Raw genomic sequence first — 25,828 nt, 5'->3', positions numbered from 1 at the left:
GCTTCAACGCTCAAACAGGAAATAGCGCTGCCGGGTGTCGGCACGGTTGTTGAGCGCCGAGTCCTGGTACACGTCGCCGCTTTCAATCATCCGGAATCCTGCCGGGAGCAACGTGCTGTCGAACATGGCCATGAGTTCCGGCTCGGTGCGATAGATGGCGTTGTAATACTGGTCCATGTCGTCCGAAAAGTGCTCTTTCAGCGTCAGGCGCATGTCCAGGCCGACGGGCTCGCGGAACAGGATGCGGCAGTCGGCGGCGGCGACATCGGCCAATTGCCGAAGCGCCTGCCGGACCTCGTCGTCATTGAGGTAGATATAGACGCCGAACGATACGATCCTGGAGAAAGGGTCCGACGCGCCAATTGCGTCCAGTGATATTGCGTCGATCGAGCAGACCGTAAAGCGCGCGCCCTGGGTCGTGTCGAAGTGGCGCTTCGCAACGTCGATCAGTCCCGGGCTCACGTCGACGCCGTGGTATTCGGCGCCACTGGACAGCAGAAGGCCGGCCCAACGGCCCGTACCGCAGCCTGCGTCGAGCACCCGGTCTTGCGCTCGCAAATCCAGCTTTGGATAGAGAAACGCCTTCTCCGCCGCATCCCGGCGTTCGGCAAGATCCAAGTTCTTGTCTTGGTAGATGACAGCGCGGGTCGCGCCGATCTCACCAACCTTTGCGGCGCGCTGTTCAAAAAAATCCAGGACCGCCTTGCGGTCGATTTCGGGGCTTTGATCGCCGGGCCGGGAGAATGTTCGTGACATGTTCGGATCCTGATAGGGGCGTAGACGCGAGAATCATGCGCGGCCAGGCTGAGCGCCATGATCGTTGGCGAGTTCAAAGATGAAGAGCTTGTTCACCAGATGCTTGTCTTGCGCTTCCGAGATGAGGGCCTCGCTTTTCAGGACGAACCCCTTGCGCAGGATTACCGTCCTGAAATCTTCAACGGATCGGAACTTGCGACAACCTTCCAGCTCCGCGCTCTGCTGCGGGTCATGACGCGTTGAGAGCACTTCGGTCAGCAACAAGGTGCCGCCGGGGCGCGTCATCAGCCTGAGCTTTTCTATGATGTACAGGAATGCGACCTCATCGGCAATAAGGGATGTCGCGTCCACACCGCATATCAAGTCGTACTTCTCGGTGGGGGCAAGGAGCCGCAACTCCTGAGCCAGGATGTGGACGTTGACGAGGCGACTGTCGGCAGCGGCGACTCTAATGGCTTCGCTCGACGCGTAGTCTTGCGCGGTGACGGTCAGGTGCCCCGCGTGCGCAGCGAGACGCGACAGGAGTGCCCCGTCATCGCTTCCAATGAGCAATGCGCGTTTGAAGGTGGGAAACGCGGCAAGGGCCGACTCCAGGGCAGTCATCCGCCGCGACTCATGAGCAGGCGCAAATAGAGACTGGACGGCGAGTTCTCCTTGCGCAGGGAGCGTCTGGCCACGCCCTGCCTGCACACCCGTCGGTTGGCACACCCAGTCGCTTTCGGCGCTCAGCGCCTCGTGGATGTGGTCGCAGATTCTTTCGCCCGCAGTCGACTGCAGGCCCAGACCAAACAGGAAGTCGGGCATCACGGCTTCGCGGTCTTGCTTGCGGGGGTCTTCACCGCGAGCCACCATATCGATGAAAGCGGTGATGTCCGTCTGGTTGTATGCGGCGTACAGCGATTGCACGATCTCGCCGTCGTCGTTCATGCCCAGGCCGCCGTCGCAATGGAGGTATAGAAGCGGCTTGCCAGTCGGCAGGAATTCGAGCACGAACGAACCGACGTCCGCCATCAGTGCATCGGCGAGGGAGAACGCCGTACGGTAGTCGGCGGTTTCGTCCAGGGCAAAATTCTCGGTGGCATTGAGCTTCTGCCGGAAATCCTGTTCCTGTTCGGCATTCCATTCGTTGTGCTCACGCATGGCCTTGAAGAACAGCGGATGCGGGCGCATGAGCAGGAACAGGTCGGTCCGCCGCTGCATTTCTGAAAGGATGAAGTTGCCGTACGTCTTGAAGGTCGCCCACGTAGGAGGATCGCCGACCGAGAAGTGCGGCGTCCACAGTATGACCTTGCGTCCGGCGATGCGGTCGACCAGCGCGCGTGGCGCCGTTTCCGTCAGGGTATCCGTGTTGTCGAACTTGGGATGCCCCGTCACCACTACGTGGCTATTGCCGGCAAGGCAATACTTGCCGAACATCTTTCTGCCTCGTTCCGAGCGAACGAATACACGCCACGCCGAGCGGTGCAGCGCCGTGTCGAACTGCGCGCCAATATTCCAGACGCCACCGCCCAGCTCCAGGCCATACGGGATGTAGGCAACGCGGGCGCCGGCTGCCTTCAACCGTTCGATCCGCAGGTGCGCTGGCCGGGTGTCTTCGTAGGGATTCTGTAGGAAGACGACGTGGGGCTGGGACGATGCCGGGTCGAAATAATCGGCGGTGCAGAAGGGAACGCCTTCGTTGAGCAGGCATTGCTTCATTTCGTCGTAAGTGATTGCTTCCGACGAAAACGGGTGGATGAAGGGCGTGAGGACGACGCGGACGGAAAAGCGAGGATCCGTGCCGGCGGCCTTCCATACGCTGCGCCAGCTCGGCCAGATGGAAGGGTGCTGCACGATGAATGCGATCCGTATGGCCTGGTTCGGCCGGTACTGCGTCGGGGGCGGGTTCGCCAAGGTGGCCGCAGCCTCCTGAGCGGCCCTCGCTTGCGCTTCCATTGCCGCTTGGGCGGCCAGATCGGCCAGCGACGCGTCCAGCCGGGCCTGAACCTCTCTCAGGACTTCGATATCGGCCATGAGGTTGGGCAGTGGCAAGGCGTCCAGCGCTTCGCTCAGTTCGGCCTGCTGGCGCAGCAGGTCCGCGGAGCGCGACGCAATGTCCGAGCGCAGGGACGCGCCCTGGGCATCCAGCCGGTTCTGGATGTCGTCAAGCCGCGCGTTCGTGACGTTCAGTCCCAGTGCGCGCGCTCGAAGCGATTTGATGCGGTCAATCAATGAACTCACTCCGTATCCCGTATTTTTGGCCAAGATGAATCGCATGCGGGTTTGCGGGCGGCTTGCAGCATGTTCATCATCCGCTGGCTGCATCGGGCCGTCATGCACGGCCTTGGCCGGCGGCATATAGGTACCGAAACAGGTCGATTCCCTTGATCGGCCCCTGGCCCGCTCCGGGTTGGTCGAGCAAGGAAATGGCGCGCTCCATCCCCGCCAGCTTCACCTCCTCGCGCTGGTGGGCGAGCAGCAGCACGCTCAGTTCAAAATCCGACAGCGGCTGTGCGGGATCGGCCACCGGGCTCAACAGCCCGGGAAACAGCGGCCGGATCACCTCCGGCCGCGCCAGGTTCAATGCCCGCTTCAGCACCACGGGGATCTCGGCGCGCGCCGCGAAATCGCGCCGGACGGCGGACAGGTTGCCGACGTGGCGCCGGTACTTCACGACCCGGTGATCGAACAGCCCGATGCGAAAGCCCTGGCCCGTGGCGCGCAGCCAGTAGTCGTAATCCTGGAGCTGGATCAGCCCCTCGTGGAAGCCGCCGAGCGTGTCGGTGACGCGCCGGTGCATCGTGGCGGACGGCGCGCAGAAGTAGTTGTCGTCGAAGAACAGGCTCACGAACACGGAATCGTGCCGGCGCGGGTTGAAAAACACGGGGTAGCCCGCGTCGTCCAACGGCTGGCCGTCGTCGTCGATCAGATCCGGACGCGAGAAGACGATGTCCCACTCGCCCGATGACAGGATCGACACTTGGTGGGCAAGTCGGTCCGGCGTGCACACGTCGTCGCCGCCCATCAGGGCGATGATCTCGCCTTGCGCCACGCGCAGCGCCGCATTGGAAGCGGCGCTGGGCCCCTGGTTCTGCTGGCGGATGAGCAGGACGCGTTCGCCGAAGCGGCTTGCGACCAGATCGGCGGTGCCGTCCGTGGAGCCGTCGTCCACGACGATGGCTTGCACGTTGGGATAGCGTTGCGACAGCACGCTGTCGATCGCCTGCACGGCAAGCTCTCCCTGGTTGTAGACAGGGATGATTACCGAGACGAGAGGGGCTTGCATGGCGAAACGTTTCAGCGCATGAACTGCTTGATGTGCGCGATGACTTCGTCCACCTGGGACAAGGGCATCTGCGGCCAGATCGGCAGCGACAGGGTCTGCGCGGCGGCCTGGTTGGCCAGCGGCAGGCTGTCGGCGGCGATCTTCAGGTCTGCGTACGCGCCTTGCTGGTGCGGGGCGATCGGGTAGTGGATGAGGCACGTGACGCCCTGCGCGGCCAGGTGGGCGGCCAGCTCGTCGCGCTTGCTCGTGCGGATCACGTACAGGTGATAGACCGGCGTGGCGCCGTCGACCGATTGCGGCGTGTGCAGGTCGGCGATGCCTTGCAGGGCGGCGGTGTAGCGCTCGGCGATGGCGCGGCGGCGTTCATTGCCATGGTCCAGCGCGGGCAGCTTGACGCGCAGGATGGCGGCCTGCAGTTCGTCCAGGCGCGAGTTTACGCCCGCCACCTCGTGCACGTATTTCTTGTTCGAGCCGTAGTTGCGCAGGCGGCGCATGTCGGCGGCCAGCTGGTCGTCGTCGGTGACGATCGCGCCGCCGTCGCCCAGGGCGCCGAGGTTCTTGCTGGGATAGAAGCTGAAGCCGGCCGCGTGACCGAGCGAGCCGGCGCGCTTGCCCTTGTAGTAGGCGCCGTGCGCCTGGGCCGCGTCTTCCAGCACGAAGAGGTCGAATTCGCGCGCGATGGCGTTGATGGCGTCCATGTCGGCCGGCGACCCGTACAGATGCACCGGCATGATGGCCTTGGTGCGCGGGGTCACGTGATCGCGCAGGCGCTTGGCGTCGATGCCGTAGGTGGCCAGGTCGATCTCGACGGGCACCGGCGTGGCGCCGGTCATGGAGACGGCCAGCCAGCTTGCGATGAACGTCTGCGACGGGACCAGGACTTCGTCGCCGGGACCGATGCCGCGCGCGCGCAGCGCCAGCGCCAGGGCGTCCAGGCCGTTGCCGACGCCGATGCAGTGCTTGACGCCGCAATAGGCGGCGAATTCTTCTTCAAACGCCTGCAGCTCGGGGCCCATGATGATGCTGCCGCTTGCCAGCACGCGCGCGAAGGCGTCTTGCAGGCCGTTGCCCAGTTCGGCGTGGCCGGCGTTGATGTCAAAAAAGGAGATCATGATGGGTTCTTCTCGGCAACGGCTTTCAGGAAATCCGCATAGTTGCGGATGTAGTCGGATTCTTCGTAATGCATGGACGCCAGCACCAGGCAGACGGCGCCGGACGAAAAATTATTGAGCTCACGCCACACCAGCGACTTCATGAGCACGCCCTGGAACGGACGATTGCACGTAATCGTGCGCTTCTCGTAGCCGTTGTCCAGCAGCAGGTCGAAACTGCCGGAGATGCCGATGACGAGCTGCTGCAGGTTGTGGTGCGCATGGCCGGCGCGCATTTCCCCGCTGGGCACGTCGTACAGGTAGTAGACGCGCTGGATATCGAACGGAATGTGCTTGTTGCCTTCGATGAAGGTCAGGTTGCCGCGCGGATCCGTAATCTTCGTGAGATCGATGAGCTGGATGGCGTCATCGAGCGACTGCGAGGGTTTGGAGTTCATGTCGTTTCTCATTTTCTATAGCATCCATTGCTGCGTTGCTGCGTTGCTGCGTTGCCATGGGATGGGTCTAAATCTGATCCAGTATTTTCTGGACGTCAATCGAATAATCGTCGTGCACGCTGTACTTGTCGTCGCGTACAAAGGCCCGCGGGCCCAGCACGCAGGACACGCGCGCCTGCGACACGCGGCCCAGCAGTTCCCACAGGTACAGCTGGTGGCTGGGATGATCCGACGCCAGCACGATGACCTGCGCGCCCGGCTCGGCCCACACCATGTTCGTGAGCTGGGCGCCCGTGGGCGCGACGATGACTTCCGCTTCGCGGAAAATCGCGATCTGCGTCGGGATGTCCAGGTTCTCCGTGCGCATGATCTCGAATCCGCGCGCCGCCAGGGCAGCCTCCAGCTCCTGCTGGTTCGTGAGCTGCCGCAAACCGCCGCTGCGACCAACGTAGATCCTGCGCCCGCGCCCGCCCGGCTGGGCCGGAAAGTGCGCCTTGCAACGTTCGACCGCGGCACGGATGCGGGGTACGTCCAGGACCGACAACCGGTTCGCCTCGCCAGCTTCGTAGGAGTCGACCACCGACGAGACGTCCGATGGGTAAAAAAGCGTACCGACCCGATACATGGTTTCCGATTCCATGGGCAGGATCGGACGGCCCGGCGTGTTGGCCAGTTCCAGCAACTGCAACATATTATTGTGCAATGTGCGCTCGACCAGATAGGGCACGCTGGCAGGCAGTTGCGCTTCCTCGGCCAATATCATCCGGGGCAGCGTTTCCACGACGAAGTGGAAGTAGTTGTTGGAGTACTCGTGCATGAGGTCGATGCCGGCCTCGACCCAGTTCGCGGGCTTGAGCAGGAAATCCAGCATCACCTTGCCGTCCGCATCCAGATGCGCATGGCGGTATTTGACGGCGGCGTCCTTCACGTCGCGGAACGCGGCCATTTCGTCGTGCCGGATGTGTCCGCGCGAGGCGAGGTACCGCGTGCCGCCCAGCGCCAGGGCGTTTTCCACCTTGGCGACATAGGGCAGTCCCGGGTAGGGCGCGAGCGGGGTGGTTACGCCCTGTGCGCTGCGTTCGGCGGCCTGGAACACGCGCTGCCCGCCTTCGGGCGTGGCAACGAGCGACTCGACGCTGGCCAGCGGCAGTTCCAGCGTGCCGGCGACGCTTTCCTGCGAGACCACGGGCGCGGCAAGCAGGCGCGCCAGGGCTTGCTCGTCCGCGAAATCATAGGGGCCGCGCACGGCGGTGCGTTCCTCGCGCGCGCCGGCAAGCACGTAATGCGTGAAGGGCGTACCCGGCCATTTGGCCACGTCCGGATTGCGCAGCAGATACCACTTCGGGTCGAATCCCGGCCCCGGGCGATAGCCCGCGGCTTCGCCGATCTGCACGAAGTGGGTGAGCGGATCGCGCGGATAGTCCGCGACTTCCGGATAGGTCTTCAGATACCAGACCGTGTCGAAATAGGGGTTGGGGTTGCAGCCCTGGCGAAAACCCGTCGTCATGTAATGGCGCAGCGCCCCGCCGTCCTGGACGCGGACGATCGGGTACTTGTGCACGTACCACGGCGCGCTGAAGTAGGCGCATGGGCTGCGCCCTTCCATGGCGCCCGCGCTGACGTAATGCAGTAGCGGATTCGTGCCCGCGGCCGCCACGTCCGGGTTGTGTTCCAGATACCAGGTGGTGTGGAACAGCGGATGCGGGTTCAGGCCCTGGTCGGCGCCCTCGGACAGGTAATGGGCAATCGGGTTTTCCACGCTGGCCAGGTCAGGCCGTTGCGTGCGGTACCAGTCGGCATCGAAGAAGTCCGCGAGCGCGGGCCCCTGCGCGGCCGGCCGGCGGGACAGGCGCGCGAGCGCCCGCTTCAATAGTCTGGGTAGTGCCTTGATCATCGGGTAGCGCCAGGGGGCCGGACAGGGGTCATGGTGATGGCTTCAGGGTTCAATGGCCGAAATAGGCCTGGCTGACTTCCTGGGGCGAGCCGTCCATCTTGATGCGGCCATGCTCCAGCCACAGCACACGGTTGCAGGTGTGCAGGATCAGGTCCTTGGAATGGCTGGCGATGACCAGGATGCGAGTGGAGGCCACCAGTTCGTTCAGGCGCTGCTCGGCGCGGGCCTTGAAGCCTTCGTCGCCGACCGACAGCCATTCGTCCATCAGCAGGATCTGGGGGCGGATGACCGTGGAGACGGAAAACGCCAGGCGCAAATGCATGCCCGCGGAATAGGTGCGAATGGGCATGTCGATGAAGTCGCCCAGTTCCGAGAATTCGATGATCTCTTCGACCTTGTCCTTGATCTCGTTGCGGTTCAGGCCCAGGAGCGCGCCGCGCAGGAAGATGTTCTCGCGGCCGGTGGATTCGGCGTCGATGCCAAAGCCGATGTCGATCAGCGATCCGATCTCGCCGTCGATCGTGGCGGTGCCGCTGGACGGCGCATACACGCCGCTCAACACGCGCAGCAGCGTGCTCTTGCCCGCGCCGTTGTGGCCGAGCAGCCCGACGCGGTCGCCGTCGTTGAGCTGGAAGGTCAGGTTCTCCAGTGCGCGGATCACGACGCGGCCGGATTGGTCGGCGCTGATCTGGCCGCCGGTGGCGACCTGGAACAGGCGCTTTTTCAGCGAGCGCGCACTGGCGTTATAGATGGGAAAGTCGACGCAAACCTGGTCGAATTTGATGGATGCCATGGTAGCCAGAATCTGTGAAGTGAATGCTTAGAGCCAGTAGGCGATGCGGCGGCGATAGCGGCCATACAGGGCCAGCGTGACCAGCCAGCCGACGGCGGCGAAACCCAGGGAAGCCAGCCAGTTCACGGCCTCGGGCGCATAGCCCAGCAAGGGATCGCGGACGATCTCGAGCAGGTGATAGAAGGGGTTGAGCGTCAGCATGTACGTGCCGGCGCGCTCGGGCAGCAGGCTGGGCAGCCACATGATCGGGGTCAGGTAGAAGATGACCTGCATCGCGCTGGCGATGATCTGGGGAATGTCGCGATAGCGGGCGCAGACCACGCCGAGCAGCAGCGAAATCCAGGTCAGGTTCAACAGCAGCAGCAGAAAGCCAGGCACGGCCAGGAACGCGTCCCAGGTGACCGGCTTTTGCACGGCGAGCAGGACCAGCGGGAAGATCACGATGTTGTGCGCCAGGATGATCATGTTGCGCCACAGCAGGCGGAACACGTGCACCGCCAGCGGGATGGGAAGCTGCTTGATGACGGCGTCCGCCGCGATGAAGCTGGTGCAGCCTTCGGTGATCGCGGTGGAAATGAAACCCCACAGGATCAGGCCGATCGCCAGGAACGGCAGGAACTCGTCGATAGGGGACTTGAAGATCTGGCCGAACACGATGCCGATGGTGCCGATCATCACGCCCATGCTGATCGTGAGCCAGAAAGGACCCAGGGCCGAGCGCCGGTAGCGTTGGCGCACGTCCTGCCAGCCCAGCGTTCCGACCAGCGGGTAACGCTTGAGGGCAGTGGCGATGTCTGCGATTGCGTGGGTGATAAACATAATGGGATCAGGAACGGTGAGTAACGCGGGAGCAGGTCAAGGGGGTTGGGCGAAACACGGCGCGCGGCCGGGCGCCGCGGTTCAGGACAAGAGCGGCCTGTACACGCGCGCCATGCCCGACGGGATGTCGGCGGGGGTGTTCACCGGGATCAGCGTGTCAGGCAGGGGGTAAAGGGCGCGCACCGACACCTTGGCCCATTGGTAGCCGCTGGCCTCCACCGAATACAGAAAAGCGCGTTCCACGGCGTGCGCCAGCGTGCCGTCGATCTGTCCCGCTTCGTCGTCGAAGTCGGCGAACGACAGGTCCAGGTTGCGCAGGCCGCGCAGCGCATCGGTGCGGCACCAGAACATCGAGCCGGTGGGAAATTCCAGGAAAATGCCTTCGTGGATCTCCACGCCCATCTTGGTGAGAAGCGCGCGGCTGGAGGCGTAGTTCGCGCCCCAGCCCATGATCGGGCGCAGATAAAAGAGGTGCTGCGGAAACACCATGCCCACGCGGTCGTGCTTGAGCAGTTCGAAAATGGAGGCCACGATCTGCGGCGAGCCCAGCAGGTGCTCGTACAGGTAGTGGCGCCAATCGGCGAGCGGCGTGCCGCCGTGCGGCGATTTTTTGGTGTGCAGGCTGAGGGCCAGGTCATACCGGTCGTAGACATCCGCAAACCCGTACAGCTTGGGCGCGATGTCGCGGCCGCGGTTCTCGAACACGCGGACTTCGACGGAGCCTTTGTCATAGCCCGCGAAAGCGGCTTCGATGGCCTGGCGTTTTTCGTCGGAGGTCGTCGAGATGTACAGGTCGAGCTGTCCGGGAACGTTTTCAAGGTAGCCGCGCATTTCCGCGCACAGCTCCGGGTAAAACGCATGGATGATGGCGCACGCCCGGCGTCCGTCGCGCGCGGCGGGCGCGCGGAACGGCACTTCGAAGGCGTAATCCTCGTTGTCCGCGGGCCGGTTGGACGGCGCCGGCGCGGCCGGGGCGGGGGGGCGCAAGGCCTGTTTGATGCCCTGTACGCCGCCCTGGCGGAACAGCCGCAGCGCCTTGGCGGCGGCCGGCAACAGCCCGCCTTCCGCCCGCGCCAGCTGGCGGGCGCGCCGTAGCGCTGAGAAATACTTGCTGAAAGCCATGGTCAGGGAGCGGTTCCTTCTTGTTGCTGCGCGATGGTCCACGCCCACGTGCGGCGCATGCCTTCGTCGAAAGACGTCTGCGGCTGCCAGCCCAGCTCTTCGCGGGCGAGCGAGATGTCCAGCACGCTGCGGGGAATGTCGACGGACCGGCCTGGCGAGAACTGGACCTCGGGCGACAGGGCGGACACCTGCTTGATGGCGTCCAGGATTTCGAGCAGGCTGCGGCCCTGGCCGGCGCCGATGTTGAACACTCGCGAAGCGCCCTCGTGCTCGGCGGCGCACAGCAGCGCGTCGATCACGTCGGTGACGTACACATAGTCGCGCACGGTCTGGCCATCGCCCCAGATGTGGATTGGTTCATGCGCGGCGCATTGATGCATGAAGGCCGCGATGACGCCCTGGCCTTTGAGGGACGTCTGGTAGGGCCCGAAGGGGTTTGCCACGCGCAGCACGCGGTACTGCAGGCCGTGCAGGTATTCATACAGGCCCAGGTATTTCTCGATGGCGAGCTTGGAGATGCCGTAGGCCGTGACCGGATCCGTCGGGGCGGTCTCCGGGGTGGGCACCTGCTGGGGCATGCCATAGATGGTGCCGCCCGAGGACACGAAGACGATCCGCGTCACGCCGGCCTCGCGGCACGCTTCCAGCAGGCGCAGCGTGGGCGCCACGTTCGATTGCAGGTCGGCGAGCTTGTCGATGTTGGCGCTGGCCGGCGTGGTGGCGTTGACCAGGTGAAAGACGGTGTCGCAGCCCGAGATCGCCGCGGCCACGCTGGTGGGATCGGCGAAGTCGCCCGATATCCATTCAATCCCGTGCAGGGCCGACGGAAAGGACTGGCGGCGGCCGAAGGCGCGCAGGGACGCGACCCGGGGCCGCAAGGCCAGGCAGAGATTGGTGCCGAGAAAGCCGCCGGCGCCGAGCACCGCGCACCGCATGTTGTTCAGGTGGGGCAACGGTCTGTCCTCGTGGTGGGAGACGCAGGCGCCGTGCCTGGCAGGCTGGAAAGAATGGCGCCCAGCCGACGGCCTTCAACGGCCCAGTCGGTTGCCGAGCAGGTGGCAAACCCGCCGACCTTCAGGCGCTGGGCCTGTTCAGGGTGCCGGAGCAGATCGCAGATGGCGCCGGCCAACGCCGGCACGGTCGGCCTTTCCAGGCGGGAATTCTCATCGGTCAGCAGCCATTCCGTGTACGGCGCGCGGTTGCTGACTACCGGCACGCCGCAGGCCATCAGCTCCAGCGGCAGCAGCGACAGGTTCGAGAACGACAGCACCAGCGCCGCATCGCATTGGCAGTAGAGTTCGGGCAGATCGGCCAGATCGACGATGCCGGGATTCTCGTAAGCGAAGGGAATGGCGAATTCGGAGAGGTCCGCGCCCGCCAGCACAACCTGCGTGCCCGGCAGTTCGCGCACCACTTCGGCCAGCACCATGATGCCCAGTTCGAAGGAGCGCCGCGGCGTATTGGGCCGCGCGTAGAAAAACACGCGCTTGAGCTCAGGATTACGGCGCGGCAGCGGCTTGTAGAGATCGCGGTCGTAGGAGAACCCGATCGCGTGGGTCGTCATGCCGTAGTCGCGGTTGAGCACCGAGGCCAGCCAGGTGCCGGCGGTGACGCCCGTGAAGCCAAAGCGGTAAGTTTCTTCGGCGAACGTGCTGGACGAGCCCGAAGGGAAGAACCAGGGCTCGAAGTCCTGCACGAAGTAGCACTTGTGCCGCGTGGACTGGAAATTGCGGACGTCGTAGGCGGTGTGCCAGGCGGTCGCGAAAGTGATGTGCGCGGGCGGGGCCTTGTCGGCGCCGATGTAGACGCGCGCCTTCAGCGGGAAGAACCACGCGGCGATCTCGCGCTCGACCATGGCGGGATCCTGTCCGGGCGCATTGGTGATGACGATCCTGCAGTCGAACCCCTGCTCTTCCAGATAGCGGACGAAACGGAAGATGTTCAGGTGTCCGCCCGAGCCGCGGCCCACCGCCGGGATGAACCAGTTGACGGTGTTGGCCGCCGCGTCGCCGTCCCGATAGGGCTGGCCGACCGGCTTTTCCAGCACGAACGAGAACTGGCTGAAGATGTCGCTTTGGCCGAGCGCGCGGCGGCGCGCCCGCTGCATGGCGTACCGGCACGTCGCCACCAGGCCATGCTGGGCCCGGTATCGGTTCGCGCTCCTGACCAGCTTTGGGATTTTCGACAGTTTCATCGCTGCTTGGCTCCCCCTCCGGCCATGGGCAGGCCGAGCAATAGACGGCGGTCGCGGGACAGCCAGTTCCGCAACCGGACGGGCAGTCGGTCCGCGCGCGAACCGAGGTAATGGCCGAGCGCGCGGGCCAGGTTGTCGAACGGCATCCTGGCCACGGTCCTGCGGTGCGTGCGCAGCATGCCCGTGTGCTTCGCATAGCGCAGGTCATTGACCGTATGGCCGATGCAGCTCTTGAGCATGTGCAGGATGCCGGGCGACAGCACGTAGCCGAACAGGCGGTGCAGGGCGTAGGACTCATCGAAGCTGCGTTGCAGCTTCTCGAACAGCGCGTAATCGTGCGAGTGGTAGACGACGCCGTCCGCGCAATAGGCCTTTTTCCAGCCGGCCTCGATGATCTGCTTGGCCCAGATCTGGTCCTCGGCAAAATCCACGTCCGGGTACGGATGCGCTTCCCACACCGAACGGCGCAGCAGCGCGTTGTTGTCGGAGAAGAAATGCAGGCGCTGCCGGTAGGTTTCGTCGCGGTCGTAGCGCTCCCGGTCGTCCAGCGCGACGACGGGCTCGGCCGAGAAGTTGTTGAAGTGGCCCACCAGGTCCCGCTGGGTGTAGGGGCTGGCACTGGGATACGCGATGTGCCGTCCGAACACGCCCGCGATCCGCGGATCGGCGTCGGCGGTCTGAACCATCGCGCGCAGCCAGTGGGCGTCGGCGGGCAGCGCGTCGTGCGTGATGACCGCCGCATATTCGCCCGTGGTGCTTGCCACGGCGAGGTTGCGCGTCTTGCCGTGGCCGAACTCGGTGGGCGGGATCTGCAGCAGCCGCACGCGCGGATCCGCGAAGTCGCGCACGAATTCCACGCTGCCATCCGTCGATCCGGAGTCCACGACCAGGACGTCGTAGTCGAACGGGGTGTCCTGGCTGCAGACGGCCGTGAGCACCTGCCTGAAGATCGGGCCGGGGTTCTTGGTCGGGATCACCACCGAGGCCTTCAGGGCGCCGGTGGCCGCGGAGGGCGCAGCGCTCTGCTCAGGCGTAGACATGCGCCTCCGTCAGGGATTGGCCCTGGCTGTCCTTGGCCGACAGCGTGGGCTCGCCGTCCAGGGGCCAGTCGATCTTGAGCGTGGGATCGTTCCAGGCGATGCAGCGCTCATGCTCGGGCGCGTAGTAGTCGGTCGTCTTGTAGAGGAACTCGGCGGTGTCGCTCAGGACCAGGAAGCCGTGGGCAAAGCCCGCCGGCACCCAGAGCTGGTGCTTGTTGTCCTCGGAGAGGATGGCGCCGACCCATTGGCCGAAGGTGGGCGACGATTTGCGGATATCCACCGCCACGTCGAACACGCTGCCCTGGACGACGCGCACGAGCTTGCCCTGCGCCTGTTCGATCTGGTAGTGCAGGCCGCGCAGGACGCCCTTCACGGAGCGCGAGTGATTGTCCTGTACGAAATCGAGCCCCATGCCAATGGCGTCCTCGAAGGCTTTCTGGTTGTAGCTTTCGTAGAAAAAGCCACGCGCATCCCCGAACACCTTGGGTTCGATGAGTACGACGTCGGGGATGGCAAGTGGGGTGGCTTTCATCAATAGACCTTCTCGACCAGCAGTCGCTGCAGATACTTGCCGTAGCCGTTCTTGGACAGCGGCACGGCCAATGCTTCAAGTTGTTCGGCGGAGATCCATTTCCGGCGGAACGCGATCTCCTCGGGGCAGGCCACTTTCAGGCCCTGGCGGTTTTCCAGCGTGGCGATGAACTGGCTGGCTTCCAGCAGCGATTCGTGCGTGCCGGTGTCCAGCCAGGCGTAGCCGCGGCCCATGATTTCAACGGACAGCTTGCCCTGTTCGAGGTAGGCGCGGTTCACGTCGGTGATTTCGAGCTCGCCGCGGGCCGAGGGCTTGATGTTCTTGGCGATGTCCACGACCTGGCGGTCGTAGAAGTACAGGCCGGTGACGGCGTAGTTGGACTTGGGCGCCTTGGGCTTTTCCTCGAGCGACAGCACGCGTCCGTCCTGGTCGAATTCGGCGACGCCGTAGCGTTCCGGATCATGCACGTGGTAGGCGAACACGCTGGCGCCGTCGGTGCGCGCGTTGGCGTTGTCCAGCAACTGGTGGAAGTCGTGGCCGTAGTAGATGTTGTCGCCCAGCACCAGCGCCGACACGTCGTTGCCGATGAACTGTTCGCCGATGATGAAGGCCTGCGCCAGGCCGTCCGGCGAGGGCTGGACGGCGTACTGCAGATTCAGGCCCCATTGCGCGCCGTCGCCCAGCAACTGCTGGAAGCGCGGGGTGTCCTGCGGCGTGGAAATGATCAGGATGTCCTGGATGCCCGCCAGCATCAGCGTGCTGAGCGGGTAATAGATCATCGGCTTGTCGAAAACCGGCAAGAGCTGCTTGCTGATGGCGAGCGTGGCGGGGTGCAGGCGGGTGCCGGAACCCCCGGCCAGGATGATGCCTTTGCGTTTCATTTAAGCGTTTCCAGTTTCGTCAATTGATCAATCACGCGGTCGGCGTGGACGCGCCAGTCCGGCAGTTGCAGGCCAAGCGCCTGCGACAGCGCCGTCGCGTCGAGCGTGGAATTTCGGGGCCGCCGGGCCGCCGTCGGGTAGTCCGCCGTGCCGATGGCGTGGACGTCATCGGCCGTCAGCTTGAGTTGCGCGCCATTGTGCAGGGCGCGGCCGATGATGTGACGCGCGAAGGCATGCCACGACGTGGAGCCGCTGGCGGTCAGGTGGTAGATGCCGCTGGGCAGATCGCCCTTGCGGTGCGCGGCGATGGCCAGCAGCGTCACGTCGGCGATGAGTTCGGCGCCGGTCGGCGTGCCGTGCTGGTCAGCCACGACGTTCAGGGTGTCGCGCTCGCGCGCCAGGCGCAGCATGGTTTTCAGGAAATTGCCGCCATGGGTGGAATACACCCAGCTCGTCCGGAAAACCAGGGCCGGGCAGCCGGACTTGATAATCGCGGATTCGCCGGCGAGCTTGGTGGCGCCATAAACGCTTTGGGGATTGGGCGCGTCGCTTTCGATATAGGCGTTCGATTTTTCTCCATCGAACACATAATCGGTCGAATAATGCACCAGCAGTGCGCCGGTGCTGGCGCAATAATCGGCCAGCACGCCGACCGCGTCGGCATTGACCAGGCGGGCGGTGTCCTGGTCGCTTTCGGCCTTGTCGACGGCGGTGTAGGCCGCGGCGTTGACGATGACCTGCGGCGCGGCGTCGCGCAGCACGGTTTCCAGGCTGGCGGGGCTGGCCAGGTCGCATTCGTCGCGGCCGAACGCCAGCACTTCGCCCAGCGGCAGCAATGCGCGCTGCAGCTCGTGGCCTACCTGTCCATTCTTGCCTAATAGAACTATCCGCATGATGGCTATATTTTGTTGAAGACGGCTGCGGCGAGCAGGCCTAGGTTGCCCAGCATGGTCTGGCGATAGATTCCCGACGTGGCAACGCCGAAGACGCGGCCGAACAGGCCTTTTTTCCGGGCTGACGCAAAGCGATTGAACGTCTCACGGTTCTTTTCTGTCAACTGCGCCTGCAGCGGGGAAAGCATCTGTATGTTACGGTCATTCCAGTCCCGCAAATGGCCCTGCAGCAGCATGCGGATCCGCTCCACGCGCGCGCTCATGCTGGCGTTGGCCCCGATCAGGTTGCCGCCATGCTGGCGATACAGCAGCGAAGGGCGCGGATCATAATGGATCTGGCCGCCGCAGCCGCTGATCAGCAAATATACCCACCAATCGTGCGCGACCGCTTTGGGCTGCGGGCCCGCATTGAGCAGCAACTGGCGCGCGGCGTCGTTGAACACCATGGTGTTGCCCCCGCCCACGTTCTGCGTCAAGGCGTTGGCGAAGGACGGCGGGCGCGTGAAGAGCGGCGAATAGCCGATGGGCGCGCCGGCGCCGTCCACCAGTTCGGTGCGCGTACAGTACAGGGCCGGGGTCCCCGGCGCCACGCCGGCATGCCATTGGACGGCGCGTTCCAGTTTTTCAGGATGCCAGATGTCGTCCTGGTCGGAATAGGCGTACAGGTCGGCCTGGACCTGCGGATTGCAGGTCAGCGAAAGAAAGTTCGCGACGAATCCCTTGCGGGGGCCTTCCACCACCTTGAGCTGGCCGGGCGCCCACTTGTCCGCGTAGCGCGCAAGAATGGCGCGCGTGTCGTCCTTGGACCCGTCGTCCGATGCGCACACGATCCAATCGTTGTAGGTTTGCGCTTCGAAGGAATCCAGCTGTTCAGGCAGATATTGCTGGCCCTCATAAGTGCACAAGAGAATGGCGACTTTCTGGCTCACTGGGCCACCTGTACTGATAATGATTGCAAGCCTTTGCGAGGCTGGGGCGGCGTGATGATTTCAGGGATGGAACTGCCTGAAATCCGATGCGTTGCGGGCAGGCTCCGAAACCGGATTCGGGTTGCAGCGTTGATAAGTCAAGCGCGGCAGCGCGCTTTTCCTTATCAACGCTGCAACCCGGCCCGGCTTATATCACGAGGAATATTGGGTATCGACCCAGTTGCGGTACGAACCGCTGGTCACGTTGGCGACCCAGGCGGCATTGTCCAGATACCACTGGACCGTCTTGCGGATGCCGCTTTCAAAGGTTTCGGCCGGGCGCCAGCCCAGTTCGCGTTCCAGTTTGCCGGCGTCGATCGCGTAGCGGCGGTCGTGGCCGGGGCGGTCCTTCACGAAGGTGATCTGCTGCTTGTAGGACTGGCCGTCAGCGCGCGGGCTGAGCTCGTCGAGCAGCTCGCACAGCGTATTCACGACGTCCAGGTTGGCCTTTTCGTTCCAGCCGCCCACGTTGTAGGTTTCGCCCAGCACGCCCTTGTCCAGCACGCGGCGGATGGCGCTGCAATGGTCCTTCACGTAGAGCCAATCGCGGATCTGCTGGCCGTCGCCGTAGATGGGCAGCGGCTTGCCGGCCAGGGCATTGTGGATGACCAGCGGGATGAGCTTTTCGGGGAAGTGGTACGGCCCGTAGTTGTTCGAGCAGTTGGTCGTGAGCACCGGCAGGCCGTACGTGTGGTGGTACGCGCGGACCAGGTGGTCGCTGGCGGCCTTGCTGGCGGAATAGGGGCTGTTGGGCTCGTAGGGGTTCGTTTCGCGGAAGGCCGGGTCGTCCTTGGCGAGCGAACCGTAGACTTCGTCGGTCGAGACGTGCAGGAAGCGGAAGTCCTGCTTTTCCTGCGCGGGCAATTCGGACCAGTAGGCGCGCACGGCTTCCAGCAGGTGGAAGGTGCCGACGATGTTGGTCTGGATGAATTCGCCGGGGCCGTGGATGGAGCGGTCCACGTGCGATTCGGCGGCGAAGTTCAGCACGGCGCGCGGTTTGTGCTTGGCGAGCAGCTCGGCGACGAGCTTGGTGTCGCCGATGTCGCCCACCACCAATTGGTGATTGGGATTGCCGGCCAGGGATGCCAGGTTTTCGGGGTTGCCCGCGTAGGTGAGCTTGTCGAGCGTGATGACGGGCTCGCTGCTTTCGCCGAACCAGTCCAGGACAAAATTCGAACCGATGAAGCCGGCGCCGCCGGTGACAATAATACTCATTCTTTATTGGATCCTTGAGCCGTGAGCGCGTTGCGCAAACCCGCTCGTTAACCCGCAATTATGCCGGAACTGGGCCTCGGCGAGCTTATAAATGAAACAGAGTGTCGGTAGCAATATTTTGAATCCCGACCTGCTTGCGGCCCCCCGGCTTGCAATTCCTCTCAGGGGTTACGTGGCCTTACGGGCGTTCGGGCTGGTCCAGAACGTGTCCCCGATATCGAGCGTCTTGTTCAGATGGCGCGCCAGCACGAACATCAGGTCCGACAGCCGGTTCAGGTACTGGCGCACGGGCGCACGCACGGCCTCTTCGCGCGCCAGGGCCACCACCGCGCGCTCGGCGCGCCGGGCCACCGTGCGCGCCATGTGCGCCACCGCCGCGGGGCGCGAGCCGCCGGGCAGGATGAATTCGCGCAGGGGCGGCAGCGCGGCGTTGTAGTGCGCCAGGCGCGCATCCAGGCGGGCGACCTGCTCGTCCGTGATGGCGGCATGGCCGGGAATGCACAGCTCCGCGCCCATGTCGAACAGGTCGTGCTGGATGGCGAGCAGGTCCGCCGCCACGTCGCCGGGCAGGGTCTCGGTCAGCAGCAGGCCGATGACGCTGTTCAGTTCGTCCACATCGCCTAGCGCGGCGATGCGCGGCGCGTCCTTGGGCAGGCGCGATCCGTCCCCGAGTCCGGTGGTGCCGTCGTCGCCGGTGCGGGTGGCGATGACGGATAAGCGGTTGGCCATGGATGTCCCGATCTGGTGAGTCAAAGAAGTAAGAGCCAGGAACCTGGAGCCAGGAGGCTTGCGTCCGGTGGTAAGCGCCTGCGGCCGGCGCGGCGCGGTCGGCAAACAACCGTCAGGATTGTTGCGCTCTGGCCCAGGAACTGTTGCATTCGCGCAGTATCCTAGCACTGTAGAAAGTGGAAGGGGCCTGGCCTGATTCCGGCTTACCCCACAGATGGAGGTTACATATGGGTTTTAACCGCAAGTACGCAGCGCCCGTGGCCATTGCCACGGCGATGGCCGTGGTGACGCTGGCGGCGCCGTTGGCGTTCGCGCAGCAGGCGGACGCCACCGGCGAGGTGCGGCGCGTGGATGCCGCCGCGGGCAAGGTCACGATCAAGCACGATGCCATCAAGGCGCTGGACCTGCCGGCCATGTCGCTGGTCTATCAGGCCGATCCGGCGCTGCTGGCCAATATCAAGGCGGGGGACAAGGTCCGTTTCACCGCCACCCGCAAGGACGGCAAGTATGTGGTGACGGCAATTACGAATTGACGCCGGACCCGGAAGAAAAAGCCCTGCCGCAAGCGATTGCGGCAGGGCTTTTTTGCGTCTGGGGCGGGGCCGGAGCCCCGGGCCGTCAGAGCACGTAGCGGGCCAGGTCCTGGCTGCTGGCCGCTTCGGCCAACTGCGCATTGACGTAGGCGGCGTCGATCTTCACATGCTTGTCCTGGCTGGAGGTGGCGTCGAAGGACAGTTCGTCCAGCAGCTTTTCCATCACCGTATACAGGCGGCGGGCGCCGATGTTTTCGGTGGTCTCGTTGACCTCGAAGGCCAGTTCGGCCAGGCGGCGCACGCCTTCGTCGGTGAATTCCAGCGCGACGTCTTCGGTGGCCATCAGCGCCGTGTACTGCTTGGTCAGCGAGGCGTCCGTGTCGGACAGGATGCGCACGAAGTCTTCGGCGGTGAGCGATTCGAGTTCGACGCGGATGGGGAAGCGGCCTTGCAGTTCCGGGATCAGGTCGGACGGACGCGACAGGTGGAAGGCGCCCGATGCGATGAACAGGATGTGGTCGGTGCGGACCATGCCGTAGCGCGTGTTGACGGTGGTGCCTTCGACCAGCGGCAGCAGGTCGCGCTGCACGCCCTGGCGGGACACATCCGCGCCGCCGGATTCCTGGCGCGCGGCGATCTTGTCGATTTCGTCCAGGAAGACGATGCCGTTCTGCTCGACGTTGGTGATCGCCACGGCGCGCAGGTCTTCTTCGTTGACGCGCTTGGCGGCTTCTTCGTCGACGATCAGCTTGAAGGCCTCGCGGACCTTCATCTTCTTGGGCTTTTTCTTGTCGCGGGCCAGGCCGGCGAACATGCCGCGCAGTTGTTCGGCCATTTCTTCCATGCCGGGCGGCGTCATGACGTCCATCTGGGGCGCGGCCTGGGCGACTTCGATCTCGATTTCAAGATCGTCGATCTTGCCTTCGCGCAGGCGCTTCCTGAAGGTCTGGCGGGCGCTGTTGTCTTCGCCGCGCAGCGGTTCGCCGGAGGCGCCGCGGGGGGGCGGGACCAGGGCGTCCAGGATGCGGTCCTCGGCGGCGTCCTCGGCCTGGGTGCGCACGCGGCGCATTTCCAGCTCGCGCGTCTGCTTGATGGAGTATTCCGTCAGGTCGCGGATGATGGTGTCCACGTCGCGGCCCACGTAGCCGACTTCGGTGAACTTGGTGGCTTCGATCTTGATGAACGGGGCGTTGGCCAGCTTGGCCAGGCGGCGCGCGATTTCGGTCTTGCCGACGCCGGTCGGGCCGATCATCAGGATGTTCTTGGGGTGGATTTCGTGGCGCAGGGGTTCCGCGACCTGCTGGCGGCGCCAGCGGTTGCGCAGGGCCACCGCGACGGCGCGCTTGGCGCGGTTCTGGCCGACGATGTACTTGTCGAGTTCGGAGACGATCTCTCCGGGCGTCATGTTGGATGCGGACATGAGGGCGGATCCTTGGAGCTAAGGCGGGCTGGGAGGGCGCCGCGGCGCAGGCTGCGCCGCGCGGCGGGCGTCAGTCGCCCAGCGTTTCGATGACGTGGTTCTGGTTGGTGTAGATGCACAGGTCGCCGGCGATCTCGAGCGATTGCTTGATGATCGTTTCGGGCGGCAGATCGGTGTTGCGCAAGAGCGCCAGCGCGGCCGACTGGGCATAGGCGCCGCCGGAGCCGATGGCGGCCAGGCCGTGTTCGGGCTCCAGGACGTCGCCGTTGCCGGTGAGCACCAGCGTGTGCTCGGCGTCGGCCACGATCAGCATGGCTTCCAGCCGGCGCAGGACGCGGTCGGTGCGCCAGTCGCGGGTCAGCTCGACGGCCGCGCGCATCAGGTTGCCCTGGTGCTTTTCGAGTTTGGCTTCGAAGCGTTCCTGCAGGGTGAACGCGTCGGCGGTGGCGCCGGCAAAGCCAGCGAGGATCTTGTCGTGGTAGAGGCGGCGGATCTTGCGGGCCGTGCCCTTGATGACGATGTTGCCCAGGGTGACCTGGCCATCGCCGCCGAGCGCGACGCGGTTGCCGCGGCGCACACACACGATGGTGGTGGCGTGAAATTGTTCCATGCGTTCCTTCCTTTGAAAGGATTAGCTGGGGGCGGTCGCAGGGATATCAAGGTCTGGCCAGCGCGACAAAAAAGGCCATGCTGAACCAGCATGGCCTTGCAGTGGCGGTGCGAATGCGGGACGGGTCAGTCGCCGTACAGCTTTTGGCGCATCTCGCGGCGTTCCTGCGCTTCCAGCGACAGGGTGGCCGTGGGGCGGGCGAGCAGGCGGGGGATGCCGATGGGCTCGCCGGTTTCTTCACACCAGCCGTATTCGCCGCTGTCGATGCGGGCGATGGACTGCTGCACCTTCTTGAGCAGCTTGCGCTCACGGTCGCGGGTGCGCAGTTCCAGGGCGTGCTCTTCCTCGATGGTGGCGCGGTCGGCGGGATCCGGCACGAATTGCGTTTCACGCAGGTGCTCGGTGGTTTCGCCGGCGTTGGCCAGGATGTCCTGCTCGAGTTGTTTGAGCCGTTCCTTGAAGAACGCCAGTTGGCGGTCGTTCATGTAGTCGGACTCGGGCATGGCCAGCAATTCCTTTTCGCTGGGCAGATCAATCGCCGTATCGCTCGTCGACTTGCTTGATTTTTTGGTTGCTGCCTTGGTAGCCATGTAAACACTCCACTATGAATCGATCCTGGCGCGGGCGTCCATTCCCGGTCCGTGTTACTTGTTGCCTACGCTATCCGTACCTCACAGTACTGCCTTCGTCGCATCACGTCACGCAGGAATGGGGATTACCCCGCCAGGCACTGCTCCAAGCCCCGGGTGAAAATCTCCTGGGGCAGCTTACGTCCGATGAACACCATCTTGGTGGACGGTTTCTCGGCCGCGGTCCACGGCTTGCCGGGTTCGGCGCCCATCATCATGTGCACACCCTGGAACAACATGCGGCGGTTGATGCCCTTCATGTACAGGATGCCCTTGTAGCGCATCAGGTCGGGGCCGTAGACCTGCACGACGCCGCCCAGGAATTCCTCGAGGCGCGCGGGGTCGAACGGCTTGTTCGAACGGAACACGAAGGCGCCGATTTCGTCGTCGTGCTTCGGGTGGTGATGATGGGCATGATTGCAGTGCGCGCCGCATTCGCCATCGTGGTCGTGATCATGGTCATGGTCGTGACCGTGGTCATGGCCGTGATCGTGCCCATGGTCGTGATCGTGGGCATGGCTGTGGGCGGCGTCCGGATGCTCATCGGCCAGGAATTCCGGGTCGATGTCCAGAATGGAATTCAGGTTGAAGCCGCTGATGTCGATGATGGACTTGAGGTCGACGTCGCCGAAGTTGACGGCGGTGATGGGCGCGCGCGGGTTCATGTGAACCAGGCGGTGGCGCAGCGCTTCGTAGTCGACGTCGTTGACCAGGTCTTTCTTCGAGATCAGGATGCGGTCGGCGAAACCGACCTGCTTCTGGGCTTCGGGCTGGTTGTCGAGGGTGGCCATGCCGTGCTTGGCATCGACCACGGTGACCACCGCGTCCAGGCGGTAGTACTCGGCGATGTCGTCATCCATGAAGAACGTCTGGCAGACGGGGCCAGGGTTGGCCATGCCGGTCGTTTCGAGGATGACGCGTTCGAAAGTCAGTTCGCCCGCTTCGCGCTTGGCGCGCAGGTCGGACAGCGTGCGCATCAGGTCGCCGCGCACCGTGCAGCAGACGCAGCCGTTGGACAGTTCGATGATTTCTTCGTCGCTGTCCTGCACGAGCAGGTCGTTGTCGATGCTTTCCGGTCCGAATTCGTTTTCGATGACCGCGACGCGGCGGCCATGGAATTCGGTCAGGATGCGTTTGAGCAGGGTGGTCTTGCCCGCACCGAGAAAGCCGGTGAGGATGGTGACGGGAACCATTTTGTCCAAACTGCGCGGGGTATTCATGGCGAAGCTGCTAGCGTGAAGTCAGGGCGTGGAATACAGCGCCTGACGGGGTTTTCAGTCCCTGCCGATTGATGTCTGCCACAGGCTGCGAAGGCCGCCGATGGCGGCCGGACGCAGGATTACAGCACAGTCGGGGGCAGGGGGCAAACCCCGGGCCAACCCGGGGGGCCGAGGCCGCCAGATGGCAGCCGTACGCCGTCAAGATATCAGGCGATACCTCTATTTGGGGGCGGTTTGCCGGCTTTCAAGTGCGGCTTGCGCGGCGGACGTGGATGGCCCGCCCGTCGGGACGGATCCAAAGGATGAGCGGGGCGGCGCGGGGTCAGCCGTTCAGTGGTGGTGGTGATGGTGTCCGGCGTCGGCCGGCTGCTTCTTTTGGCACTGCGGGCACAGCGCGCGGATTTCGGTTTCGTGCGTGGCCAGCGCAAAGCCCGTCTGGGCGACGCGTTCGGCCAGTTGCCGGCTCATGGCCGGATCGGAGACTTCGGCCACCGCGCCGCAACCGGTACAGACCACCAGCAGGTCGTGGGGCGCGCCGCCGGCGTCGTGGCAGGCGCTCCAGGCATTCACGGCGTCCAGGCGGTGGATCAGGCCTTCGTCCATCAGGAAATCCAGGGCGCGGTACACCGTGGGGGGCGCGGCGCCGGGGTGGACGGCGCGCATCGCGTCCAGCAGTTCGTAGGCTTTCAGGCTGCGGCCGTGGCGCAGCAGGAGTTCAAGCACCTTGCGGCGGATGGGCGTGAGGCGGCGTCCGCGCTGCGCGCAGAGCGTTTCGGCGACGCTGAGCTGAGCGCCTACGGTATCGCTGCGGGGTGGACGGGACGGAGCGGACATGGCGGGCTTTATCTGAATGGAAAACGCGCGCGACGCGCGCGTGAGATGCCTGGAAGGTAGCAGAAAACCCCGGGGTGCGGGAGCCGGCGCCAGCGTCCGGATAGTTTAGTTATGATATAACATAATAAAACTGTCATTGCCGCGTTCCCTGTCGTCCCCCATGTCCCATTTCACGCTCCTGCCCCCGCGGCCCGGCGCCGCGCCCGGCCGGGGCACGCCGCCCCGATCCGCGTTTCTCGTTTCCGCCTGGCGGCGCATGGCCTGGGCGCTGGCCGCGTCGGTCCTGCTGTGGGGCCTGACCGGCTGGGCGCTGGACTGGTGGCCGCGATGAATGCGGCGCCCATCACGGTGGAGCTGGCCGACGCATCGTTCGGCTGGCACGGGCGCGCGGCGCTGCGTTCGGTGTCGGGCAGCTTCGCGCCCGGCGGCATGACGGCCGTGGTCGGACCCAACGGCGCGGGTAAGTCGACGCTCATCAAGGGCATCATGGGCGTGCTGCGCCCGATGACGGGCAGCGTGCGCATACGCGGCGCGGGACGCTCCGCGCTGGCCTGGCTGCCGCAGGCGGCGGAGCTGGACCGGTCGTTTCCCACCACCGTGCTCGACCTGGTTGCGATGGGCGCGTGGCGCCGCGTGGGCGGATGGCGCGGTTTCGGCCGCGAGGAGCTGGACCGCTGCATGCAGGCGCTGGAAACGGTCAACCTGGCCGATGCCGCGGACCGGGGCGTGGATACGCTGTCGGGCGGGCAGATGCAGCGCACGCTGTTTGCCCGGATGCTGGTGCAGGATGCGCCGGTGCTGCTGCTGGACGAACCCTTCGCCGCAGTGGACAGCCACACGGCCGAGGAACTGATGGCGCTGCTTTGCGGCCTGCATGGCCAGGGCCGGACCGTGATCGCGGTCCTGCACGACCTGGACCTGGTGCGCGACCATTTCCCGGAATGCCTGCTCCTGTCCGGGTCGGTGGTGGCCTGGGGCGATACGTGCACGACGCTGAGCGACGCGCACCTGAAAGCCGCGCGGCAGCGGCAGGCGGGGGCCTGGGCATGACGCTGGCGCAGTGGGTGGTGTCGCCATTCGTGGATTTCGGCTTCATGCGTCGCGCGCTGGCGGGCGCCTGCGCGCTGTCGCTGGGCGCCGCGCCGCTGGGCGTCTTTCTGGTGCTGCGGCGCATGAGCCTGATGGGCGATGCGATGTCGCACGCCATCCTGCCCGGCGTGGCCGTCGGCTTCCTGATGGCGGGCCTGTCGCTGGGGGCGATGATGCTGGGAGGCATCGTCACCGGTCTGGCCGTGGCGTTGCTGGCCGGGCTGGTGGCGCGGTTGACGCCGCTGCGCGAAGACGCGAGCTTTGCCGCGTTCTACCTGATATCGCTGGGGCTGGGCGTGCTGCTGGTATCGCTGCGCGGCTCCAACATGGACCTGCTGCATGTCCTGTTCGGGACGGTGCTGGGGCTGGACGACGCGGCGCTGCTGCTCGTGACGGCCACGGCCAGCGTGACCCTGCTGGCGCTGGCCGCGATCTACCGCCTGCTGGTGGCCGAGTGCCTGGATCCCGGTTTCCTGCGCGCGAGCGGCGGGCGCGGCGGCGTGGTGCACATGGGCTTTCTGGTGCTGGTCGTGGTGAACCTGGTGGCGGGCTTCCAGGTGCTGGGCACGCTGATGGTGGTGGGCATCATGATGCTGCCCGCGGCCGCGGCGCGCTTCTGGGTGCGCAGCGCGGCCCGCCAGATTCCGCTGTCGGCGGCGATCGGGGTGGCCGCGTCGGTGGCCGGCCTGCTGGTCTCCTATCACTTCGACGTGCCGGCCTCGCCCGCCATCATCCTGGCGGCCGGCGCCTGCTATCTGTTTTCCATCGTGGGCGGTCCGCAAGGCGGCCTGCTGCGGGCGGCGCGACGCGCGCGGCCTGCCTGAAACTACTTAAGGAGATTCG

The 25,828-nt window shown here is 65.0% G+C and carries 27 protein-coding genes; 4 read left to right on the top strand and 23 right to left on the bottom strand.

Annotated elements, in window-relative coordinates; genetic code table 11:
* Nucleotides 1-3 precede the first annotated feature (3 nt).
* The 18 genes from ACZ50Q_RS27400 to ACZ50Q_RS27315 form a co-directional block, all read right to left on the bottom strand.
* Nucleotides 4-756 carry a class I SAM-dependent methyltransferase gene (locus ACZ50Q_RS27400; RefSeq protein ID WP_464080082.1) on the bottom strand — a complete coding sequence of 251 codons (753 nt, stop codon included), beginning with the start codon at nt 754-756 and terminating at the stop codon, nt 4-6.
* Nucleotides 757-789: 33 nt separating this feature from the next.
* Nucleotides 790-2,967 carry a hypothetical protein gene (locus ACZ50Q_RS27395; protein WP_464080081.1) on the bottom strand — a complete coding sequence of 726 codons (2,178 nt, stop codon included), beginning with the start codon at nt 2,965-2,967 and terminating at the stop codon, nt 790-792.
* A gap of 100 nt (nt 2,968-3,067) precedes the next feature.
* On the bottom strand, nt 3,068-4,021 hold the full coding sequence (locus tag ACZ50Q_RS27390; protein WP_464080080.1) for a glycosyltransferase family 2 protein: 954 nt from the start codon (nt 4,019-4,021) through the stop codon (nt 3,068-3,070).
* A gap of 11 nt (nt 4,022-4,032) precedes the next feature.
* On the bottom strand, nt 4,033-5,133 hold the full coding sequence (locus ACZ50Q_RS27385) for a DegT/DnrJ/EryC1/StrS family aminotransferase (protein ID WP_464080079.1): 1,101 nt from the start codon (nt 5,131-5,133) through the stop codon (nt 4,033-4,035).
* Entirely contained in the window at nt 5,130-5,570 is a 441-nt protein-coding gene (locus tag ACZ50Q_RS27380; protein WP_076518414.1) for a sugar 3,4-ketoisomerase, read from the bottom strand. The genes ACZ50Q_RS27385 and ACZ50Q_RS27380 overlap by 4 nt, the downstream gene beginning before the upstream one ends.
* Nucleotides 5,571-5,637: 67 nt before the next feature.
* Nucleotides 5,638-7,464: a glycosyltransferase family 61 protein gene (locus ACZ50Q_RS27375; protein WP_464080078.1), complete on the bottom strand. Its 1,827-nt coding sequence runs from the start codon at nt 7,462-7,464 to the stop codon at nt 5,638-5,640.
* A gap of 49 nt (nt 7,465-7,513) precedes the next feature.
* Nucleotides 7,514-8,257 carry an ABC transporter ATP-binding protein gene (locus ACZ50Q_RS27370; RefSeq protein WP_076518416.1) on the bottom strand — a complete coding sequence of 248 codons (744 nt, stop codon included), beginning with the start codon at nt 8,255-8,257 and terminating at the stop codon, nt 7,514-7,516.
* Nucleotides 8,258-8,284: 27 nt separating this feature from the next.
* A complete protein-coding gene (locus tag ACZ50Q_RS27365; protein WP_076518417.1) occupies nt 8,285-9,076 on the bottom strand; it encodes an ABC transporter permease in 792 nt (263 codons plus the stop codon).
* Nucleotides 9,077-9,157: 81 nt separating this feature from the next.
* Nucleotides 9,158-10,198, bottom strand: a complete 1,041-nt coding sequence (locus ACZ50Q_RS27360) for a rhamnan synthesis F family protein (RefSeq protein ID WP_464080077.1) — start codon at nt 10,196-10,198, stop codon at nt 9,158-9,160.
* A gap of 2 nt (nt 10,199-10,200) precedes the next feature.
* A complete protein-coding gene (locus ACZ50Q_RS27355) occupies nt 10,201-11,151 on the bottom strand; it encodes an NAD-dependent epimerase/dehydratase family protein (RefSeq protein WP_464080076.1) in 951 nt (316 codons plus the stop codon).
* Nucleotides 11,139-12,392, bottom strand: a complete 1,254-nt coding sequence (locus ACZ50Q_RS27350; protein ID WP_464080075.1) for a glycosyltransferase family 4 protein — start codon at nt 12,390-12,392, stop codon at nt 11,139-11,141. The genes ACZ50Q_RS27355 and ACZ50Q_RS27350 overlap by 13 nt, the downstream gene beginning before the upstream one ends.
* Nucleotides 12,389-13,432, bottom strand: a complete 1,044-nt coding sequence (locus ACZ50Q_RS27345) for a glycosyltransferase family 2 protein (protein WP_464080074.1) — start codon at nt 13,430-13,432, stop codon at nt 12,389-12,391. The genes ACZ50Q_RS27350 and ACZ50Q_RS27345 overlap by 4 nt, the downstream gene beginning before the upstream one ends.
* Nucleotides 13,419-13,964 (bottom strand): dTDP-4-dehydrorhamnose 3,5-epimerase, encoded by a 546-nt coding sequence (gene rfbC / locus ACZ50Q_RS27340; RefSeq protein ID WP_076518421.1) that lies wholly within the window; start codon nt 13,962-13,964, stop codon nt 13,419-13,421. Before rfbC ends, ACZ50Q_RS27345 begins: the two co-directional genes overlap by 14 nt.
* On the bottom strand, nt 13,964-14,845 hold the full coding sequence (gene rfbA / locus ACZ50Q_RS27335) for a glucose-1-phosphate thymidylyltransferase RfbA (RefSeq protein WP_076518422.1): 882 nt from the start codon (nt 14,843-14,845) through the stop codon (nt 13,964-13,966). The genes rfbC and rfbA overlap by 1 nt, the downstream gene beginning before the upstream one ends.
* Nucleotides 14,842-15,738, bottom strand: a complete 897-nt coding sequence (rfbD, locus tag ACZ50Q_RS27330) for a dTDP-4-dehydrorhamnose reductase (protein WP_464080073.1) — start codon at nt 15,736-15,738, stop codon at nt 14,842-14,844. The genes rfbA and rfbD overlap by 4 nt, the downstream gene beginning before the upstream one ends.
* 5 nt (nt 15,739-15,743) lie before the next feature.
* Entirely contained in the window at nt 15,744-16,667 is a 924-nt protein-coding gene (locus ACZ50Q_RS27325; protein ID WP_464080072.1) for a glycosyltransferase family 2 protein, read from the bottom strand.
* Nucleotides 16,668-16,859: 192 nt separating this feature from the next.
* On the bottom strand, nt 16,860-17,921 hold the full coding sequence (rfbB, locus tag ACZ50Q_RS27320) for a dTDP-glucose 4,6-dehydratase (protein ID WP_076518425.1): 1,062 nt from the start codon (nt 17,919-17,921) through the stop codon (nt 16,860-16,862).
* Between the two features lie 168 nt (nt 17,922-18,089).
* On the bottom strand, nt 18,090-18,650 hold the full coding sequence (locus tag ACZ50Q_RS27315; protein WP_092579390.1) for a cob(I)yrinic acid a,c-diamide adenosyltransferase: 561 nt from the start codon (nt 18,648-18,650) through the stop codon (nt 18,090-18,092).
* Nucleotides 18,651-18,877: 227 nt separating this feature from the next.
* Here ACZ50Q_RS27315 and ACZ50Q_RS27310 point away from each other — a divergent pair, with 227 nt between their 5' ends.
* Nucleotides 18,878-19,183 (top strand): copper-binding protein, encoded by a 306-nt coding sequence (locus tag ACZ50Q_RS27310; RefSeq protein WP_092579388.1) that lies wholly within the window; start codon nt 18,878-18,880, stop codon nt 19,181-19,183.
* 85 nt (nt 19,184-19,268) lie between these two features.
* Here the strand turns inward: ACZ50Q_RS27310 and hslU are convergent, their stop codons facing one another.
* The 5 genes from hslU to ACZ50Q_RS27285 form a co-directional block, all read right to left on the bottom strand.
* Nucleotides 19,269-20,603, bottom strand: coding sequence for an ATP-dependent protease ATPase subunit HslU (gene hslU / locus ACZ50Q_RS27305; RefSeq protein WP_076518428.1), 1,335 nt, complete (start codon nt 20,601-20,603; stop codon nt 19,269-19,271).
* Nucleotides 20,604-20,673: 70 nt separating this feature from the next.
* Complete coding sequence (hslV, locus tag ACZ50Q_RS27300) at nt 20,674-21,213, bottom strand: ATP-dependent protease subunit HslV (protein WP_056327243.1); 540 nt, start codon at nt 21,211-21,213, stop codon at nt 20,674-20,676.
* A 125-nt stretch (nt 21,214-21,338) separates the two neighbouring features.
* Entirely contained in the window at nt 21,339-21,803 is a 465-nt protein-coding gene (gene dksA, locus ACZ50Q_RS27295) for an RNA polymerase-binding protein DksA (RefSeq protein WP_056327244.1), read from the bottom strand.
* A gap of 125 nt (nt 21,804-21,928) precedes the next feature.
* The gene (locus tag ACZ50Q_RS27290) at nt 21,929-23,062 is read right to left on the bottom strand and encodes a CobW family GTP-binding protein (RefSeq protein WP_092579386.1); all 1,134 of its coding nucleotides are present in this window, start codon (nt 23,060-23,062) and stop codon (nt 21,929-21,931) included.
* Between the two features lie 330 nt (nt 23,063-23,392).
* The gene (locus tag ACZ50Q_RS27285) at nt 23,393-23,896 is read right to left on the bottom strand and encodes a Fur family transcriptional regulator (protein ID WP_076518430.1); all 504 of its coding nucleotides are present in this window, start codon (nt 23,894-23,896) and stop codon (nt 23,393-23,395) included.
* Between the two features lie 160 nt (nt 23,897-24,056).
* Between ACZ50Q_RS27285 and ACZ50Q_RS27280 the strand changes: the two genes are divergently transcribed.
* Genes ACZ50Q_RS27280 through ACZ50Q_RS27270 form a run of 3 tightly spaced genes read left to right on the top strand, consistent with a single transcriptional unit; the run spans nt 24,057 to nt 25,809 of the window.
* On the top strand, nt 24,057-24,227 hold the full coding sequence (locus ACZ50Q_RS27280; RefSeq protein WP_172805870.1) for a hypothetical protein: 171 nt from the start codon (nt 24,057-24,059) through the stop codon (nt 24,225-24,227).
* Nucleotides 24,224-24,946, top strand: a complete 723-nt coding sequence (locus ACZ50Q_RS27275) for a metal ABC transporter ATP-binding protein (protein ID WP_076518431.1) — start codon at nt 24,224-24,226, stop codon at nt 24,944-24,946. The genes ACZ50Q_RS27280 and ACZ50Q_RS27275 overlap by 4 nt, the downstream gene beginning before the upstream one ends.
* The gene (locus ACZ50Q_RS27270) at nt 24,943-25,809 is read left to right on the top strand and encodes a metal ABC transporter permease (protein ID WP_076518432.1); all 867 of its coding nucleotides are present in this window, start codon (nt 24,943-24,945) and stop codon (nt 25,807-25,809) included. The genes ACZ50Q_RS27275 and ACZ50Q_RS27270 overlap by 4 nt, the downstream gene beginning before the upstream one ends.
* Nucleotides 25,810-25,828: the final 19 nt, after the last annotated feature.

It is taken from the genome of Achromobacter sp. T5-5 (assembly GCF_055397965.1).
Note: the sequence above shows the minus strand (reverse complement) of the source record. Positions and strands in the feature narration are given on the sequence as shown.